Origin of the sequence: Streptomyces sp. NPDC051664, from assembly GCF_044453545.1 — a bacterium.
Lineage (GTDB): Bacteria > Actinomycetota > Actinomycetes > Streptomycetales > Streptomycetaceae > Streptomyces.
In genome coordinates this window covers 17562-34080 of sequence record NZ_JBITCU010000028.1, presented here as the reverse complement: position 1 = coordinate 34080, position 16519 = coordinate 17562, and the positions used below count along the sequence as shown (strand labels likewise).

General features: G+C 70.0%; 12 protein-coding genes. 9 read left to right on the top strand and 3 right to left on the bottom strand.

Annotated elements, in window-relative coordinates; all coding sequences use genetic code 11:
* Positions 1 to 35: 35 nt before the first annotated feature.
* Positions 36 to 767, bottom strand: a complete 732-nt coding sequence (locus ACIA8E_RS33120; protein ID WP_399303699.1) for a phytanoyl-CoA dioxygenase family protein — start codon at positions 765 to 767, stop codon at positions 36 to 38.
* Positions 768 to 1022: 255 nt separating this feature from the next.
* The gene (locus tag ACIA8E_RS33115; RefSeq protein WP_399303697.1) at positions 1023 to 1997 is read right to left on the bottom strand and encodes a TauD/TfdA family dioxygenase; all 975 of its coding nucleotides are present in this window, start codon (positions 1995 to 1997) and stop codon (positions 1023 to 1025) included.
* Between the two features lie 681 nt (positions 1998 to 2678).
* Between ACIA8E_RS33115 and mtnA the strand changes: the two genes are divergently transcribed.
* The 9 genes from mtnA (at position 2679) to ACIA8E_RS33070 (ending at position 12012) form a co-directional block, all read left to right on the top strand.
* Positions 2679 to 4385, top strand: coding sequence for an S-methyl-5-thioribose-1-phosphate isomerase (gene mtnA / locus ACIA8E_RS33110; protein ID WP_399303695.1), 1707 nt, complete (start codon positions 2679 to 2681; stop codon positions 4383 to 4385).
* Entirely contained in the window at positions 4382 to 4960 is a 579-nt protein-coding gene (locus ACIA8E_RS33105) for a 1,2-dihydroxy-3-keto-5-methylthiopentene dioxygenase (protein WP_399303693.1), read from the top strand. The genes mtnA and ACIA8E_RS33105 overlap by 4 nt, the downstream gene beginning before the upstream one ends.
* Complete coding sequence (gene mtnC / locus ACIA8E_RS33100) at positions 4957 to 5679, top strand: acireductone synthase (RefSeq protein WP_399303691.1); 723 nt, start codon at positions 4957 to 4959, stop codon at positions 5677 to 5679. The genes ACIA8E_RS33105 and mtnC overlap by 4 nt, the downstream gene beginning before the upstream one ends.
* Entirely contained in the window at positions 5676 to 6479 is an 804-nt protein-coding gene (locus ACIA8E_RS33095; protein WP_399303689.1) for an S-methyl-5'-thioadenosine phosphorylase, read from the top strand. The genes mtnC and ACIA8E_RS33095 overlap by 4 nt, the downstream gene beginning before the upstream one ends.
* A 26-nt stretch (positions 6480 to 6505) precedes the next feature.
* Positions 6506 to 8095: an amino acid adenylation domain-containing protein gene (locus tag ACIA8E_RS33090; protein ID WP_399303687.1), complete on the top strand. Its 1590-nt coding sequence runs from the start codon at positions 6506 to 6508 to the stop codon at positions 8093 to 8095.
* The gene (locus tag ACIA8E_RS33085) at positions 8088 to 8816 is read left to right on the top strand and encodes an alpha/beta fold hydrolase (protein ID WP_399303685.1); all 729 of its coding nucleotides are present in this window, start codon (positions 8088 to 8090) and stop codon (positions 8814 to 8816) included. Before ACIA8E_RS33090 ends, ACIA8E_RS33085 begins: the two co-directional genes overlap by 8 nt.
* Positions 8816 to 10402 carry a condensation domain-containing protein gene (locus ACIA8E_RS33080; protein ID WP_399303683.1) on the top strand — a complete coding sequence of 529 codons (1587 nt, stop codon included), beginning with the start codon at positions 8816 to 8818 and terminating at the stop codon, positions 10400 to 10402. Before ACIA8E_RS33085 ends, ACIA8E_RS33080 begins: the two co-directional genes overlap by 1 nt.
* A gap of 651 nt (positions 10403 to 11053) precedes the next feature.
* Entirely contained in the window at positions 11054 to 11848 is a 795-nt protein-coding gene (locus ACIA8E_RS33075) for a class I SAM-dependent methyltransferase (RefSeq protein ID WP_399303681.1), read from the top strand.
* Complete coding sequence (locus ACIA8E_RS33070; RefSeq protein ID WP_399303680.1) at positions 11845 to 12012, top strand: hypothetical protein; 168 nt, start codon at positions 11845 to 11847, stop codon at positions 12010 to 12012. The genes ACIA8E_RS33075 and ACIA8E_RS33070 overlap by 4 nt, the downstream gene beginning before the upstream one ends.
* Positions 12013 to 12309: 297 nt before the next feature.
* Here the strand turns inward: ACIA8E_RS33070 and ACIA8E_RS33065 are convergent, their stop codons facing one another.
* Positions 12310 to 16500, bottom strand: coding sequence for a carboxypeptidase regulatory-like domain-containing protein (locus ACIA8E_RS33065; RefSeq protein WP_399303678.1), 4191 nt, complete (start codon positions 16498 to 16500; stop codon positions 12310 to 12312).
* Positions 16501 to 16519 lie beyond the last annotated feature (19 nt).

Genomic DNA, 16519 nt, shown 5'->3' with positions numbered 1-16519 from the left:
CGGCCAGCGGATTCGTGGTGTGTGTTGTGGTCATGTCACCCGACCCCGAGGGCGAGCAGATCGGCCAGCGGGAAGCTGTCCCTCGCGTGGAAGTCGGGCGCTGATGCGTCGGCGAAGACGACGACCATGCCACGCCGGTCGTGCGGGGAGACGTTGGTGGCGCTGCCGTGGGCGAAGTACCGGTCCCACATGACCCCGTCACCGGGGGCGAGTTCGAACTGGACCGGCTCGCGCAGACCGTCCTCGGCGGCGTCCAGGCTGGCGTGCCAGCGGTAGGCAGGCCGGTCCCGGTGCGGGACATGACCCCCGCCGTGTGAACCGGGGCTGCCGAAGAGGCCGCCGTTCACCGGCGACACCTTGGTCAGCGCGCACCAGACGCTGAACGCCTTCGGGTACTGGTAGGTCCACAGTGCCTGGTCCTGATGCAGGGCCACGTCGGTGCCCACCAGGGCGGGCTTGAGGAATGCCGCGTGGAAGACGACCGCGGCCCCGTCGCCGACGACCTTGCGGGCCAGGTCCGGGACGCCTGCGCGGTTCAGCATCGGCCCCCACACCTGCGGGTCGTTCCACAGCAGTCGGCGGAGCTTACGCAGCCGGCGGACGCCGTCGGCCTCGTCGTACTCGGCCTCGTAGGACGGGGTGATCTCCGAGGCCCCGTCGAGGTGGTCGAAGAAGTCCACGGCACGGCCGATGTCCTCCTCGGCAAGGAGGCCCGGCAACAGCTGATAGCCGTCCCGTTGATAAATATCGAGGTCGATGTCAGGCATGCGAAACCTGCTTTCTGGTTAAAAGTCGGTACCGAGTTCGCGTGCATCGGAGACGGAATGCGAGCGGGCAGCGACGACCGGCTGACAGTCCCCAGTCCGGATCGAACTGCGAGGCCGCCAGCAAGAAAAGCGGCACGACAAAATTGAAAAGACCGTACGAGATCAAGACCGAAAGGTCGAGCAGGGCGAAAATGGGAATTTCACGGCCGACAGGAGCGAACCGAGCGTTTCCCCCAGGTTGCCGGTCAGTGAAATTCAGCTGAGCTCCGCGACCGGACGGCCGAATGTCCCGGGCGTCGCACCGACGGGCCAGACGCCACCCCGGTAGCTGCCCGCGGCCACCGCGCCGTACAGAGAGGAGTAGTGCTCAGGCAGCTCGGGGCTGCCCTCGAAGGCGAGCCACAGGCGCAGCAGCAGCCGGCCCCGGCCGCCACCGTCCTCGAACGCGGACCGCGCGTGCAGGGTGTGGAAATTGTTGATGAGCTGGAGATCGCCCTGGCGCAGCTCCATGTCGAGGGAGACCCCCGGCCGCTCAAGAATCCGGTCGAGCGCGTCCATCGCGGCGGTCTGGCGTTCGGTGAGCCGCGGTGCACGGTCATGGCGCTGCGAACCATTGATGAACCGCCGGACATAGCGGACCGCGAACGAATCGCCGGTGCGGCTGAAGACCGGAATCCCCGACCAGGGGCACTCCCCGGGCTGTTCCTCTCCGCGCCGGTCATTCGGATACGGCCGGTACAGCTCGGCCAGCGCATCCGGGGACTCCTCCAGCAGCAGGTCGTGCACGGTCTTGGAGGACACGATCCGGCTCAGTCCGCCGGACGCCGCCGGGCGTATGCACAGCAGGCCGATGACATCGGTGCGGTCCACGTGGAACGGGAGCGCGGCGGAGCTCTCATAGCCTCGCTGGACGGGGCTGGCGATGTCCGCGCCGCGGTCCTCGACGCGGCCGAGCAGATCGCCCTTGTGGCTCTGCGAGACCGGACGCCCCACCAGTAGTCCGAAGAGCCAGTAGGCCATCTCGGTCTCCAGCGGGTCGTCCGCGCCCACGGGGAATTCCGTGACGACCGCGAAGCCCGGTTGGCCGGCAAGGCGACGCCGCAGTCCGGCGGCGAACTCCTTGGTGAGGCCGAGCCCCGCAGGCCTGCGGGAGGTGAGGTCGGGCCGGCGTCCTGCGCCCACGGCGGCCCGTGCGGCGGCAGTCAGCTCGGCCGCGACTTCCGGAGCCATCGCGATGCGCCATTGCTGTTCCTCATTGACCAGTGATGCCCCCAGCCAACCCTTTCCCACTCGAGAAATCCGCGGTTCTTCTGGAGGGGCCTCTGCCCGAACAGGAGAAGGCACAATTTTCTCCCCACTCAATTGGCTATATCAGGCGGGTCGGTTAATTAGCGCTCAATTGACTACAGCTGAAAAGCATGATCCAAACCCTAAGCGCGGCCGCCGGAATGTGTCGACGTGATGTAGATCACACTCCCCTCCGAGGGAAATTACCATACCTCTACTTGACTATTGAGCTGATGGCGGCATGACCGCACACATTACGGCCGAGACGTTTTCGACAGGGCCATTTCGCACCCATTTCAGGATTCGCGGGGAGATTTTTGACCAATCATCAATCCCGGCCAGCAAACGTGACATGCATCACACTGGTGGCGTATTTGATCAAGGGTATGGTGCAGCGGTGGCGGGCCGGCAGCCGCAGATGATGCCCACCCCGAGAGGGGTTCCGCGGCCTCACCGGCTGAGCCCACGAGGCAGCCCGTCGCCTTCTCGCGCCCGCCCCGGGCGATCCGCTCCCGCCCGGATATCTCGGCAGTCACATGAACCCGGCCGTCTGACCTGTGTCACACCCTGGAGAGCCATGTCCCGTCGACCGTTCACCTCCGCCCGGCCCGTCGCGAGCCCTCGATGAAGACGTCCCTCGGCTGGGAGGCCGGCATCGTCGTCGTCACCGACCAGCGCGCCCTCCCTCACGAGTACCTGGTTCTCCGGCTGCACACGGTGAACGAGGTCATCGATGCGATCCGGACGCTCGCCGTCCGTGGCGCGCCCGCCATCGGACTCACCGGCGCCCTCGGGGTCGCACTCTCGGCCCACGTCCATCTCCGCGACGGCGTCCTGGACTTCGCGTCCGTGCGAGCCGATGCCGCGCGCCTCATGGACGCCCGGCCGACGGCTGTCAACCTCGCCTGGGCGGTACGCCGGGTGCTTGAACGCCTGCCGGACGGTGCCGAGGCCGTCTTGGACGAAGCCCTGGCCATGATCGCCGAGGACGAGGTGGTCAACACGGCCGCGGCCCAGCGGGCCGCGAACCTCGTCGAGGAACTGGCCCCGGACCGGCCGCTGCGGCTGCTCACCCACTGCAACACCGGCCGCCTCGCCACCGGAGCCGTCGGTACCGCCCTCGGCACCATCCTCGGCCTCGCCGCCCGAGGCCGGGTCGTCGAGGTGCTCGCCGACGAGACTCGTCCGCTTCTGCAGGGCGCCCGGCTCACCGCCTGGGAGTTGGCCGAGGCGGGCGTACCGTATCGGCTCTGCGTGGACGCGGCGGGCCCGGCCGCGATGGCTCAGGGGCTGGTCGACTGCGTGCTCGTCGGCGCCGACCGGATCGCCGGCAATGGCGACACCGCCAACAAGATCGGCACTTACGCCCTGGCGGTGGCCGCGGCCCGGCACCGCATTCCGTTCATCGTCGTGGCTCCCGAATCCACCTGGGATCCCGAACTGCCGGACGGCAACGGCATCGTGATCGAGGAACGCGCGGACTCGGAGGTCACCTCGCTCGCGGGCCACTCGACCGCTCCGGCGGGTGCCACCGCGTACAACCCGGCTTTCGATGTGACCCCCGCCGAACTGATCACCGCGATCGTCACGGAACGCCGGGTCTTCCGGCCGGCCGTGAGCACCGACGAGGCCGGCGCGCCCGCTCCCCGGGCCGAGGCTCCGCACGCCCGGACGGCAGGCGAACTCGCCGCCCTCTCGCGGACCCTGTACGAACGCGGCTGGATGCCCGGCACCTCGGGCAATCTCTCCGTACGCGGCTCCTGGGGCTCCGGTGATTCCGCCCTGATCACTGCCAGTGGCCGAGACAAAGGCGCCATGTCCGGCGCCGACATGGTCCCGATCGACGCGGCCACCGGCCGGGAACTGGATCCGGACGGCCCGCGCGCCTCTGCCGAGACCTGCATCCACGCCGCCGTCTACCGCACGACCGACGCCCGCGCCGTCGTCCACGTCCACTCCCCCTACGCCACGGCGGCCGCCGTCCTCGCAGCCGAGCGTGAGGGCGGATCTGCCTCGCTGCTCCTGCAGCACTTCGAGCTGCTCAAGGGTCTCGGCCTGGCCGAGCCTGCGCACACCGCGGTTCCTGTCTTCGCCAACTGGCCGGAGGTGACACGGATCGCCGACGAGGTTGCCGCCCATCTCGAGGCGCACCCCGACGCCCCACCCGGTCTGCTCATCGCCCATCACGGCATCACCGTCTGGGGTGCGGACCTGGCACAGGCCCGCAACCGGCTCGAATGCTTCGAGGCGGTCTTCCAACTGCTGGTACTCGACGGGACCCGCCCGCCGATATCCCCCGCCGCATCCTCGCCCCTCGGAGGCACCTCATGACGCAGCTCCAGGTGATGTCCGACCGCAACCCGGCCGAGGTGCTGCTGCGCACCCGCGACGAACGGCGAATCGCCGAGGAACTCGCCGCGCTGGGAGTGGAATTCGGGCGCTGGGAGGTACGGACCGCCGTCACGTCGCAGACCACCTCCCAGGAGCTGCTCGACCACTACCGGCACGAGGTGGCTGAACTCTCCGCCCGCGCCGGCATGACCGTGGTCGATGTGGCCCAGCTCATCCCCGAACCGGGACCCGCATGGCAGGAGCGCGCCGCCGAGGCGCGCACCGCCTTCCTGGAGGAACACCGGCACGCAGAGGACGAGGTGCGCTACTTCGCCCACGGCACGGGGTGCTTCTACCTCCACCTCAAGGAGCGGGTGTACGCGGTGATCTGCGAGGCGGGCGACCTGCTCTCGGTACCGGCCGGGACCCGCCACTGGTTCGACATGGGTCCGGTCCCCGACTTCTGCGCCATCCGCTTCTTCAAGGAGGCCGACGGCTGGGTGGGTGACTTCACCGGCGATCGGATCGCGAGCGTCTTCCCGCGCCTCGACGCACTGCTGGAGCCGGGCCCGTGAACCTCGTCGCAGCAGTCGTCCTCGATATCGAAGGGACCGTGGGGTCCTCGTCGCATGTACGCGATGTGCTCTTCCCTTTCGCCTGCGAGCGGTTCGCCCGGTGGTTCGCCGATCACAGGGGCACTCCCGAAGCGGCGGCGGCCCTGGAGGCGATCGGACGCCGGACCGGGATCGCGGACCCCGGCGAGGACGAGGCGGTGGCCGCCCTGAGTGCCTGGACGGACGCCGATGTGAAGGTACCGGTCCTGAAGTCTCTCCAAGGAGAGATCTGGGCGGTGGGTTACGCCGACGGTTCACTGAACGGCCACGTGTACGACGACGTGCCCGGGGCGCTCGAACGGTGGCGCACAGCGCGAGTCCCCGTACACATCTACTCCTCCGGCTCGGTGGCCGCCCAGCGAGACTGGTTCGCGCACACCGCGCACGGAGACCTCACCGGCCTGCTCACGAGGTACTTCGACCTCGGCAACGCCGGGAGCAAGAAGGAGCCGGGCTCGTACCGGACCATCGCCCGCGCTCTCGGTGCCGTACCGCAGTCGCTGCTGTTCCTGAGCGATACCGAAGAGGAACTGACGGCTGCCGCGGTCGCCGGCTGGCGCACCGTCGCCGTACGACGCGGCGACGATCCCCGGGGAGACACGCTCCCCGGGCACACGACCATCGGCTCGCTGGACCACGAGGTCCTCGGCGAGTCCTGGCAGACACGGGGGACGTCATGACCGAGCAGCGACCGCCGGCGGCAGAAATCGGGATCATCGGAGGCAGCGGCTTCTACGAACTGCTCGAGGACGCCCAACAGCTCACCGTCGGCACACCGTACGGCGAGCCGTCCGACGCGATCTCCCTGGGCACGGTCGGCGGCCGCCGGGTGGCGTTCCTGCCCCGGCACGGGGCCGACCACCGGTTCCCGCCGCACCGGATCAACTACCGGGCGAACCTGTGGGCGCTGCGTTCACTCGGTGTCGCGCGGGTGCTCGCGCCCTGCGCCGTCGGCTCGCTCCGACGCGAGCTCGGTCCGGGCTCCGTCGTCGTACCGGACCAACTCGTGGACCGCACCAACGGACGTGTGGGGACGTACTGCGACGACGGAGCCGTTCATGTCTCCTTCGCCGACCCGTACTGCGCGTCCGGAAGGAGCGCCGTGCTCAAGGCCGCCGTTGTCACCGGCGACGACGTCCACGACGGCGGAACGATGGTCGTCGTCGAAGGCCCTCGTTTCTCCACCCGCGCCGAATCCCAGTGGTTCGCGTCGGCCGGCTGGTCCCTGGTCAACATGACAGGCCAGCCCGAGGCGGCCCTCGCCCGCGAACTGGCCCTCTGCTACACGTCAGTGGCTCTGGTCACCGACATCGACGCCGGTATCGACGCCGAGGAGAGCGTGGAACAGACCGAGGTCATGCGGGTGTTCGCGAAGAACGCCGAACGACTGCGCCGCCTGATGCTGGAGACCGTGCGCCAGCTTCCGGAGGACCGTGGCTGCATGTGCCCCCGCGCCCTCGACGGCATCGACCCGCGCTGACACACCCTCCGGGACCAGAGGTTGAAATGAAATCCACATCGCCGGTGCCCGTACCGGAGCAGGAGACCCGAAGCACCCTCGTCGACGTGTTCGCCGACAGCGTGGTCCGGCGTCCCGACGGAATAGCCGTCTCCGACGGGACCGCACAGCTCACCTATCGCCAACTGGACACGTGGAGTCGGCGCATCGCCCGGCGGCTGCGGGAGCGTGGCGTGGCCCCCGGCGACCGGGTCGCGCTGCGCATGGAGGCCGGCTGCGACGCAGTCGCCGCGATCCTCGGCATCCTGCGCTCGGGAGCCGCCTACGTCCCGCTCGACCTGCGTAATCCCGCCGAGCGCAACGAGTTCGTCGTCGCCGACAGCGGTGCCCGTCACCTCGTCGGTGAGCCGGCCCCCTCGTGGGGTGCCCGGCTCGCCTGCACCACCACCGATGAGGTGGCCTCTCTGCGTTCCGGTCCCGTGTCCGGGCCGCCGGAGACCGAACCCGTACCGCCACAGGCAGCGCCCACCGCGGACAGTCCCGCGTACGTCATCTACACCTCGGGAACCACCGGCGTTCCCAAGGGAGTACCGGTCCGCCACGGCAGTGTCGTCACCCTGCTCGACACCACCCACGGGCTGTTCGACTTCGGGCCGTCGGACCGATGGCTGCTGTTCCACTCCCTCGCCTTCGACTTCTCCGTGTGGGAGGTGTGGGGAGCGCTCTCCACGGCCGCAACCCTGGTCGTCCCACCGCAGTGGGTCACCCGCGCGCCCGAGCAGCTCCTGGAGCTGCTCGCCGACGAACGGATCACCGTCCTCAACCAGACGCCGACCGCGTTCGCCATGTTGCTGCGCACCCGCGGCTCCGACGGCCGTGACCTGCCCGACCTGCGGTACGTCGTCTTCGGCGGCGAGAAGCTCACCCCCGCGGTCCTGCGCGACTGGGCGGACGCCCACGGCCTCGACCGACCGAAGCTGGTCAACATGTACGGCATCACCGAGGTCACCGTCCACGCCACCTTTCACCGCGTCACCCGCTCCGATGCCGACGGCAGTACGTCCGTCATCGGCGCGCCCCTGCCCGGTTTCACGGTACGCATCGTCGACCGGAACGGAGCCGAGGTGAAGGACCCCGGCACGCCCGGTGAACTCTGGCTGGCGGGACCACAGGTGACGGAGGGATACCTGAACCGGCCGGAGCTGAATGCGGAGCGCTTCGCCGTGTTCCCCCCGGGCCCGGACGGGGGCCGCTACTACCGGTCGGGCGACCTGGTCAGCACTACCGAGGACGGCGAACTCGCCTACCACGGGCGCGCCGACCTCCAGGTCAAACTCCGTGGACACCGCGTGGAGCTGGGCGACATCGAGAACGCGGTGCGCTCACACCCCTGCGTCGTGGAGGCGATCGCCTGGCCCCGCGCTTCGGCCGGCGGGGCGCAGCGCCTGTTCTGCGTCCTCCTCGCCCGCGAGGGGGAGCTGCCGGACGTCCGCGAGCTGCGGAGACACGTGGCGGCAAAACTCCCCTCGTACATGCAGCCGGCCCGGTACCAGGTGGTCACCGAACTGCCCCGCACGGTCAACGGAAAGATCGACCGGGACGCCCTGGTGAAGGAGTGGGAGGAAAACCATGACTGAGCCGGACCTCTTTCCGCCCACGCCGTACCTGGCCGCGGTCGACGGGGTGACCCTGCTCGCCCACGACATCGTGCCCGGTCGCCCCGGCGTCCGGGGGACGGGCTCCCCGCTTCTGCTGCTCCACGGGCTGGGGGACGACAGGGCCCAGCTGCGCTTCCTGAGTGACGCCCTGTGCTCCGAGGGCGAGATCGCGCTGCTGCCAACCCTGCGCGACCACCCGTCGAGCCCCGCCCCCGCCTGGGGTTACTCACCCCTGGACTACGCGGCCGACGTGCACCGCGTCAGCGACGTGCTGCCCTCGCCCGCCCATGTGATCGGCTATTCGTACGGCGCCCTGGTCGGCTTGGTCCACGCGGTGGCCATGGGACCGGCCCGGGTCCGCAGCCTCGTCCTGCTCGACCAGTCCCTGGAACGGCGGCCGCAGCGGATCGAGGGCGGCGAATGGGCGGAGTCGAGCTTCCTCAAATGGGAGTACGACTACACCCACCTGCTCGGCATGCTGACCGCTGCCGGGATCCCCGTACTGATGGTTGTCCCGCGGGACAGCCATGTGATCCCGGAGACCGAACGAGCCGCGCTCCGCGCGCGTCGCGATCCCCTCTTCTCCTGCGTCCTGATGGACGGCGTACACGCCGATGTCGTGCGCCCCGACGGCCCCGTCACCTCGCTCATCGAGGATTTCTACGCGCAGTACTGCCCGGTCCCTCTCAAGGAGAGCTGATGTCCCTCGCAGCCGAACCCGACCACGCGGCGCTCCATGACGCCGTGCTCGGCATCCACCGCGACGTCCTGGAGGACGATTCGGTCCTGGCCGAGGACAACTTCTACGACATGGGTGGCGACAGTCTCCTCGCCCTCCAGGTGCTGGGACGCATCGAGCGCGAGCTCGGCGTGAAGGTGCCCGCCCAGGCGTTCTTCACCGCGGAGAGCATCGGCGACGTGGCCGAGCGGGTCGCGGCGGAGCAGTCCCTCGACACCGCGGCGGCGACCGGTCAGGACACCGCCCACCGCGGCCGGGCCTCCATGGCCCAGGAGTGGGCGCTGCTGTCCGCGTTGCGCGATCCGCAGGCGCCCATCCTGCAGTTCCACGTCGTGTACCGGGTCACGGGCCCGCTCGACACCGGCCGGCTGGGCGCGGCCCTGCGCCAGGTGGCACAGCGGAACGAGTCGCTGCGCACCTCGTTCCGGGCGGAGCGGGACAGGGCGGCACTGACGGTGGAGCCCTGTCCTGAGGTCAGCCTGGAGACGATGGATTACGAGGGGGTACCGAACGCGGAACTCGACGAGTTCCTGCGCGGTTACGTACGGCAGCCCTTCGACCGTTCGCGGGCCCCGCTGTGGCGGACCCTCGCCGTGCGCCGCGAAGCCGCTGTCCACATGCTGGTCTTCGTCTTCGACCACATGATCGCGGACGGCTGGTCGCTCGACACCTTCGTCAGAGACCTGTCGGCCGCCTATACGAGTGGTGAACTCCCCGCTCCTACCGGCGGCTCCGGCGTCTACGCGGAGTGGGCCGCCGGGCAGTGGCAACGCTGGGAGAGCGGCCGGCAGCAGGAGCTGACCTCGTACTGGCAGAGCCAACTACCTGCGGATGCCGCCGACTTCGGTCTGCGACTGCCCGGCCACCAGGGCGCCGGAGAGCTGACGAAGCCGTCCTCGCTGGTACTGGACATCGCACCGGAGACCGCCCGCGCGCTGCGGGAGGCATCCCAGGCACTGCGGGCCACGCCCTACTGTGTCTCGATGGCCGTGGTGAATGCGCTGGTCGCTCACGTCACGGGACGACCGCGCGTCACCCTCCTGACCACCAATGCGAACCGCCTGGACGGCGCGTACCAGGACACCGTCGGCTGGTTCGCCAACGGCGTCTTCCCCACGACCGACGTGGACCTCTCCGGCTCCTTCCGGGACCTGGTCGGCGCCGTACGGCAGAGCATCCTGGGCGCTACCGCGCACGGCGACATGCCCGCCATGTTCGTCCGGCGCGGGATCTGGCCCCAACTGCCCGCCGGCTTCCGCAAGGACCCCGGGGTGTACTTCATGTACAACGACGTGTGGGGAGCCGGCCTCGGCTTCGGCGACGGCGTCGAGGTGACCCCGTACCACCTCGTCGAGGACGCGGACTCCCCCGGCCTGCACATGTGGCTGCAGCGGGAGGGCGAGACGCTGCGTCTGCAGATCCTGCACTACGAGTCCGAGTACCCGGCGGCGTACGTACGCGACTTCGCCGGCCGCCTGGTGGCAGCGCTGGGCCTGCTCACCGGGCAGCCGGACCGGCCGATGTCGGAACTGTTGCTCACTCCTTGACGGCGGGCGCAACCTCGACGTTCCCGGCGAACCAGTCGGCGCGGTCACGCATCCGGGCCGGAGGTTTCCGCGACGGCCCGAATTTCCGCGTACAACGGAGGGTATTCGGCGGGCGGCAGCGCCACGTGGGCGACGATTCCTCCCTTGTGCGCCTCGATGAGATTCAGTAGATAACGGCAGACGGAGAGGACCCTTTATTTCGCCGTTCCGGACAAGCCCATCCACCTGGAACTCGGTTCCGTCGATGTATTCCTTCCAGCAGGCATGGCCCTTCCCCGCCGACAGCGGTCAGGGCCGTGCATCCTCCACCTGCGAGGGCTGCGGCACCACAACCGTCGCCGCGCCGGCCGCCCGGGCGGCGGCGGCATCAGCAGGGGCGGCCGCGCAGGTCACGTTCGCGCCGACGGCCTTGGGCATCCATCCGACGTGAAGAACGGCAGCGGGCTTCTGCCTGGATTACTCCTGTGAAGAATTATCGTGAATGCGTCTTTTTATCGCTCGCGAACCTGTCGACCGGACCGCACGGCGCCCATGTGACGTGATTCACTTTCGACTCGTTGCCTTGGTGATGAACTCCGGGTAGTTTCACATCCGTTGATCAATTCTATTTCCCGTACATCGGTTCCGTACGCACAAAAAGCGGAGGGCTGCGTGTCCACTGAATTGAACCCGGACTTCGGACTGACGGCCGAGGACTACACCCGCCACCGCGCCGGCTTCCCGCCGGAGATCGTCGAGCGGCTCGACCGCCTCGGAGCGGAGGTGCGGGACCGGGATGTGCTGGACCTCGGCACCGGGACCGGCAGCCTCGCCCGGCTCTTCGCCCGGGCCGGGGCGCGGGTCACAGGTATCGACCCCGCCGCCGCACTGCTCGAACAGGCCAGGGGGCTCGACCGGGAAGCCGCCGTCGAGATCGCGTACGAGGTGGCCACGGCCGAGGACACCGGGCTTCCCGATGCCTCCTTCGACGTGGTGTCGGCGGGCCAGTGCTGGCACTGGTTCGACGCCCCCAAGGCCGCCGCCGAGGTGTGGCGACTGCTCCGCCCGGGCGGGCGGGCCGTCATCGCGCACTTCGACTGGCTTCCGCTCCCCGGCAACGTCGTCGCCGTGACCGAGCAGTTGATCACCGCGTACAACCCCGCCTGGACCATGGGGGGCGGCACCGGGCTGTACCCGCGCTGGCTGACCGATCTGGCCACCGCCGGCTTCGGCGCCATCGAGACGTTCTCCTTCGATCTCGACGTGCCGTACACCCCGCAGGCATGGACCGGGCGGATCCGGGCCAGCGCCGGCGTGGGCGCGAGTCTCACCCCTGAGCGGGTCGAGGCGTTCTCAGCCGATCTGGACGGCATCCTGCGTGACCGCTTCCCCGGTGACGTCCTGCGCGTCCCGCACCGCACCTGGGCTGCGGTCGCGGTCAAGTCGGCTGAGGAGGCGGGGCTTTGACCGGTATGCGCCTGACCGTCGCCCCCGGCCCGGCGCGGCCCGGCGCCGCACCGGCACGGTCGGCACCGGCCGGCCCCACGATCGGCGAGGCGATCGGCGCCTTCCGCCCGGCCGGGCCCCCGACTCCGGGACCCGCGAACGCCGCCGGCGGCTGGCCGAGTTAGGGCTCCGAGCTTCCTTACCTCACCCACCTCAAGCTCCAGCCGGTCGGCGAGAGCGAGTACGGCGGCGTAGGGCCGCTCGCCCTCAGCGAGCTTCGCTGCAAGGGCATCGATCTCCCGGCCGCCATCGCGGCTCGCGCTGTCGCGGTCGTTCTGCCCGGCGCGACGCCGCGCGCGGAGCCGGCGACCGCCTTGCGGACCGCGCTCAGGTGTGTTCCGGCGGCGGGAAGGAGACGTCCCCGCCGCCGGAGAGCACCGGCGACGGGGACGTCTCGGGTATATGCCGGAGCGCCGACGGGGTCAGCTCGTCAGCAGGGTGAAGTCGTGGACCGTCGTAGCTCCCTTCTTGACCTTCACCGTGACCGCGAGCGGCTGGTAGCCGTCCTTGGCCGCGATGACCTGGAGCGGGTTGTTGCGGGCGTCGAGCCACAGTGCGTAGCTGCCGTCCGCGGCGGTCTTGAGCGTGTAGTGCGTGGCCCAGGTGGAGACCTGCACGGTCGCGCCGGCGATAGTGCTGCCACCGGCCGCCGTCACCGTGCCGGCGATTTTGCCCCAGGTGGTGGGCGGCTTCACGGTCAGTGACACGCCGAGCGGGTCGAGCCGGTACGGGGTGTCGCTGCGCGGGATCAGCGCGGCGGTATGGGTGCCCGGCTGGGTGATCTCGGGGACGGAGGCGTCGAGCGTGACCGTGACCGTCTTGGAGGCGCCCGGCTGGACGGTCACCGTGTCCGCGCTCTCGGCCAGCCAGGTGACGTCGGCGGCGTGCTCCTGGTCGTAGCCGGGCAGGACCTCGGAGGTCTTGACCGGAGTGCCCCCGCTGGTGAGACCGCCGATCGCGTAGAAGCCCAGGCTGCCGCCGCCGCGGTAGACCGAGGTGTTGGCGTTGGGCAGGGCGGTCCAGGTGTTCTCGTTCGGCTCGTAGGCCCACACCTGGTTGGTCAGCGCGGTGCCGTTGTCGACCGAGCCGCCCCGGATCAGCAGCAGGCCGTTGGCCGAGGCGTAGGACGCGCCCCAGGCGTCGGTCGGCTGGTCCGCCACTGGCGACCAGGTGTCGGTGGCGGGGTCGTACACGTAGGCGTGCTTGGTGGTCACGTGCTGGGCCTCGCCGCCGGAGCAGTAGAGCTTGTCCGCGATGGCGCCGCAGGACTCCCAGGACACGGGCTGCGGGTAGGGGGCCGCCATCGACCAGGTGTCGGTGTCCGGGTCGTAGACGGAGACGTCCGTGGAACCGCAGCCGATGGTGAAGCAGCCGCCGACGGAGTACAGCTTGCCGTCGAGTACCGCGCTGCCCGCGCCGGCGTACGGCTTGGGCATCATCGCGCCCGTGCTCCAGGCGTTGGTCGCGATGTCATAGATCTCCAGCTTGCCGTCGGGGCTGCCGCTGGCGCCCCAGCCGCCGACCGCGTAGATCTTGCCGTTGATCATGCCGTGGGCCGGGGCGTCGCGGGTGTCGGCGGCGGAGGCGAGCTTGGTCCAGCCGCCGTTGTACGCGTACAGGTCCTTGGTGCCGTGACCTCCGGTGGAGCCGAACGCGGAGTAGACGGTGCCCTGGTAGGTGTCGACCGCGTTGTCGCCGGTGGCGGTGGGCAGGTCGGCGACGGGCTGCCAGGCGGTGCCCGGGGTGCCCAGGGCGCGGGTCGTCGCGTGGTCCTGGCCTGCCTCGGAGGCGGCCGCGGGCGAGGTGAGCCGCAGTGCCGAGTAGGAGCCCTTGACCAGGTGCAGCGGGGCACCGGCCCGCTGCCGCGCGGCGGTTGCCCGCTGGACGATGAATCCTCCGGCCTTCTCGGTGAGGTCGAGGGTGGCCGGCGAGGTGCCATCGTTGGTGACGGTCACGGTCTGTCCGGCGCTCTTGCCCCAGGCCACGTTCTTGGCGATGGACGCCGGTGTCAGCTTGAGCCGACCGGCCTTGAGCGGAAGGTTGTGCTTGACCGTGGCGTCCGGGGTGATGTTCACGGTGTCGGTGGTCGTGGAGTAGTGGGACAGCACAGCGGCCACCGGGTGATTGCCCGTCAGATGCGAGAACATCCAGTAGAAGCCGTCGCCGACCTGCGGGTCGTCGGGCGTGGCAGTGCTGGTGGTGTGGTCACCCGACGCGTCGTTGCTGGTGACGGTGGCGCCGTTGACGCCCGCGCGGGTGTTGGCGTCCGTCACGTGGCCGACGAGGAGCGCGCCGGGCACCGGGTCGTAGGTGCGCTGCCCGAGGAAGACGTCGTCGAGCTGCCACCACATCCCCCAGTCGAAGGTGGTGTAGTGGAAGCGCACCCGGACGTCGCTCTTGCCCGCATAGGCGCCGAGCGGGAGTTCGATATGGGCCGGACCGGGCACCCAGATCGAGCTCTTCTGCCACACGGTGGTCCAGGTGGTGCCGCCGTCGGACGAGATGTCCACGTCCGCCGTGTTGCCCGCCCAGCCGGCGTAGTCGGTGTCGAAGGCCAGGATGGGAGTGGTCGCCGAGCTGAGGTCGTACGACGGCGAGACCAGTGAGGAGTCCTGCACCTGGACGCCGTTGGAGTCGCTGTCCACGGTCGCGAAGCCGCCGCTGCCACCGGTGTGGTTGTCCCGGCTACCCGGGTCGTCGAAGGTCCAGCCGCCGTCCTTGCCGTCGGCGTTGGCCACGCTCCAGCCGTCGGTGGGGCCGGAGGCGGAGTCGAAGGCCTCGGTCGGCCCGTGCAGGTGCACGGCGTAGCCCGGCGCCTGGGCGGCGGCCGAGTCCACGGGTACGGGGATGTTCAGCCTCTGGTCGGCGGTCGCGACCTGGACGGTCTTGTCGACCGCCTGGTAGCCGGGGTAGTTGGCGGTGACGTGCAGGGTGTACGAGGCGCCCTGCGGGAGCTTCAGGGAGTATGCGCCGGTGGCGGGGTCGGTGAAGACCGGTCCGCCGGGAACACGGTCGGCGGTGATCTTCGCGTAGAGCGGCCAGCCGTGGCCGGAGCCGTCCGTGACCTTGCCGGAGACAGTCTGCGTGGGCAGGGCGTCGAGGCTGAAGGACTCGGCGACGGTACCGCCGTCGGCCAGGACGACGCCGGCGGCACGGCCGGTGGCGTAGCCGTACACACTCGCGGTCATGTCGTAGGTGCCCGCCGGGATGTCCAGCCGGTAGGTGCCGGACGCGTTCGAGATGGCGGTGTTGTCACCGGCCTTGACGGTCACTCCGGCGATCGGCTTTCCGGTGGCACGGTCGGTGACCGTGCCGCTGATCACCCCGTGCGGACCGGTGCGGAAGGCGTTGATGCCGTGGGGGGTGCCGAGCCCGGTGGGGCCGTCATAGCCGGGACCCGCGGTGCACAGCAGCGCCGGAGTGCAGGTGCCGTTGCTGCCGGTGGTCACGTCGTTGAGCGAGTCGGCCTGGGCGTACGGGTAGGCGTTGGGGTACGTCCCCGCGGCCGGGGTGCCTGCATCGGCGTAGACGCCCGCGATGAGCGGAGCGGATGCGCTCGTTCCGCCGAACACCTCCCAGCCGCCGGCACCGTAGGTCTGGTAGACCGACACACCGGTCGCTGGGTCGGCGACCGCGGAGACGTCGGCGACGGTGCGGTTCGCGCACGCGGTGTCGGTCTGGAACGCGGGCTTGGGCTCGTAGAGCGAGCAGCCGGAACCGGGGCCGCCGCCGCTGGGGCCGTGCCACGCCGACTCGCTCCAGCCGCGGCCGGCACCGGAGTTCTTGACCAGAGCGGTGCCGCCGACGGAGGTGACGTACTGCGAGGCCGCCGGATAGGCGACGCCGTAGCTGCTGTCACCGGAGGACGCGACGACTGCCACGCCGGGGTGGTTGTAGTAGGGGTCCATGGCGGTGAGTTCCGACGGGTCCTCGCCGCTGCCCGGAGTGCTGTCGTACTGGGTGCCGTAGGAGTTGGAGACGTACTTCGCGCCGAGCGCGACCGCCTGGTCGACCGCGGCACCGAGGTCGGCGAAGCCGGGGCTGTCCGCCTCGATCAGCAGTATGTGGGCGTTGGGGGCGGCGGCGGACACCATGTCCACGTCGAGGGATATCTCGCCGGCCCATCCCGGGTCGGCGGACGGGTAATTCGTGCCGCCGCGCTGGTCGACCTTGGTGAAGCAGCCGTTGGCCGTGGTACACGCGGGCAAGCCGTACTGCTGACGGTAGACCGCCAGGTCGGCTTCGACGGTCGGATCGTCGAATGCGTCCACGATCGCGATGGTCTGGCCGGCGCCGCCGTCGGCGGGCAGCGCGTAGGCGCTCGCCAGGTCGTCGGCGCCGAAGCCGGCCGGGATGGCCGAGAGCGGCTGCACACCCCTGCGAGCGGCCACGTCGGTGCGGCGCATCGCCATGCAGGCGAACTGCCCGGGCTTGGGGTCACCGCACTGCCGGACGGCTGTCGCCGCGGCCTTGGCGGTTGGCGCGCCGACCGCCGGTGCTGCGGTGGGCAGTTGGAGTCCGACAACGGCGAGCGCTGCCGACATGAGGCCGGCGACCGCGGCGACGGCTCGCCCCGCACGTCCACCGCTCGGTCTGAGACGGGCTGTACGCAAGGAGTTTCTCCTGGAAGCG

Excerpts from the sequence above, each read along its gene's own strand:
- ACIA8E_RS33120 (WP_399303699.1), bottom strand. The coding sequence starts at position 767 with ATGCCTGACATCGACCTCGATATTTATCAACGGGACGGCTATCAGCTG.
- ACIA8E_RS33115 (WP_399303697.1), bottom strand. The coding sequence starts at position 1,997 with ATGGCTCCGGAAGTCGCGGCCGAGCTGACTGCCGCCGCACGGGCCGCC.
- mtnA (WP_399303695.1), top strand. The coding sequence starts at position 2,679 with ATGAAGACGTCCCTCGGCTGGGAGGCCGGCATCGTCGTCGTCACCGAC.
- ACIA8E_RS33105 (WP_399303693.1), top strand. The coding sequence starts at position 4,382 with ATGACGCAGCTCCAGGTGATGTCCGACCGCAACCCGGCCGAGGTGCTG.
- ACIA8E_RS33095 (WP_399303689.1), top strand. The coding sequence starts at position 5,676 with ATGACCGAGCAGCGACCGCCGGCGGCAGAAATCGGGATCATCGGAGGC.
- ACIA8E_RS33090 (WP_399303687.1), top strand. The coding sequence starts at position 6,506 with ATGAAATCCACATCGCCGGTGCCCGTACCGGAGCAGGAGACCCGAAGC.
- ACIA8E_RS33085 (WP_399303685.1), top strand. The coding sequence starts at position 8,088 with ATGACTGAGCCGGACCTCTTTCCGCCCACGCCGTACCTGGCCGCGGTC.
- ACIA8E_RS33080 (WP_399303683.1), top strand. The coding sequence starts at position 8,816 with ATGTCCCTCGCAGCCGAACCCGACCACGCGGCGCTCCATGACGCCGTG.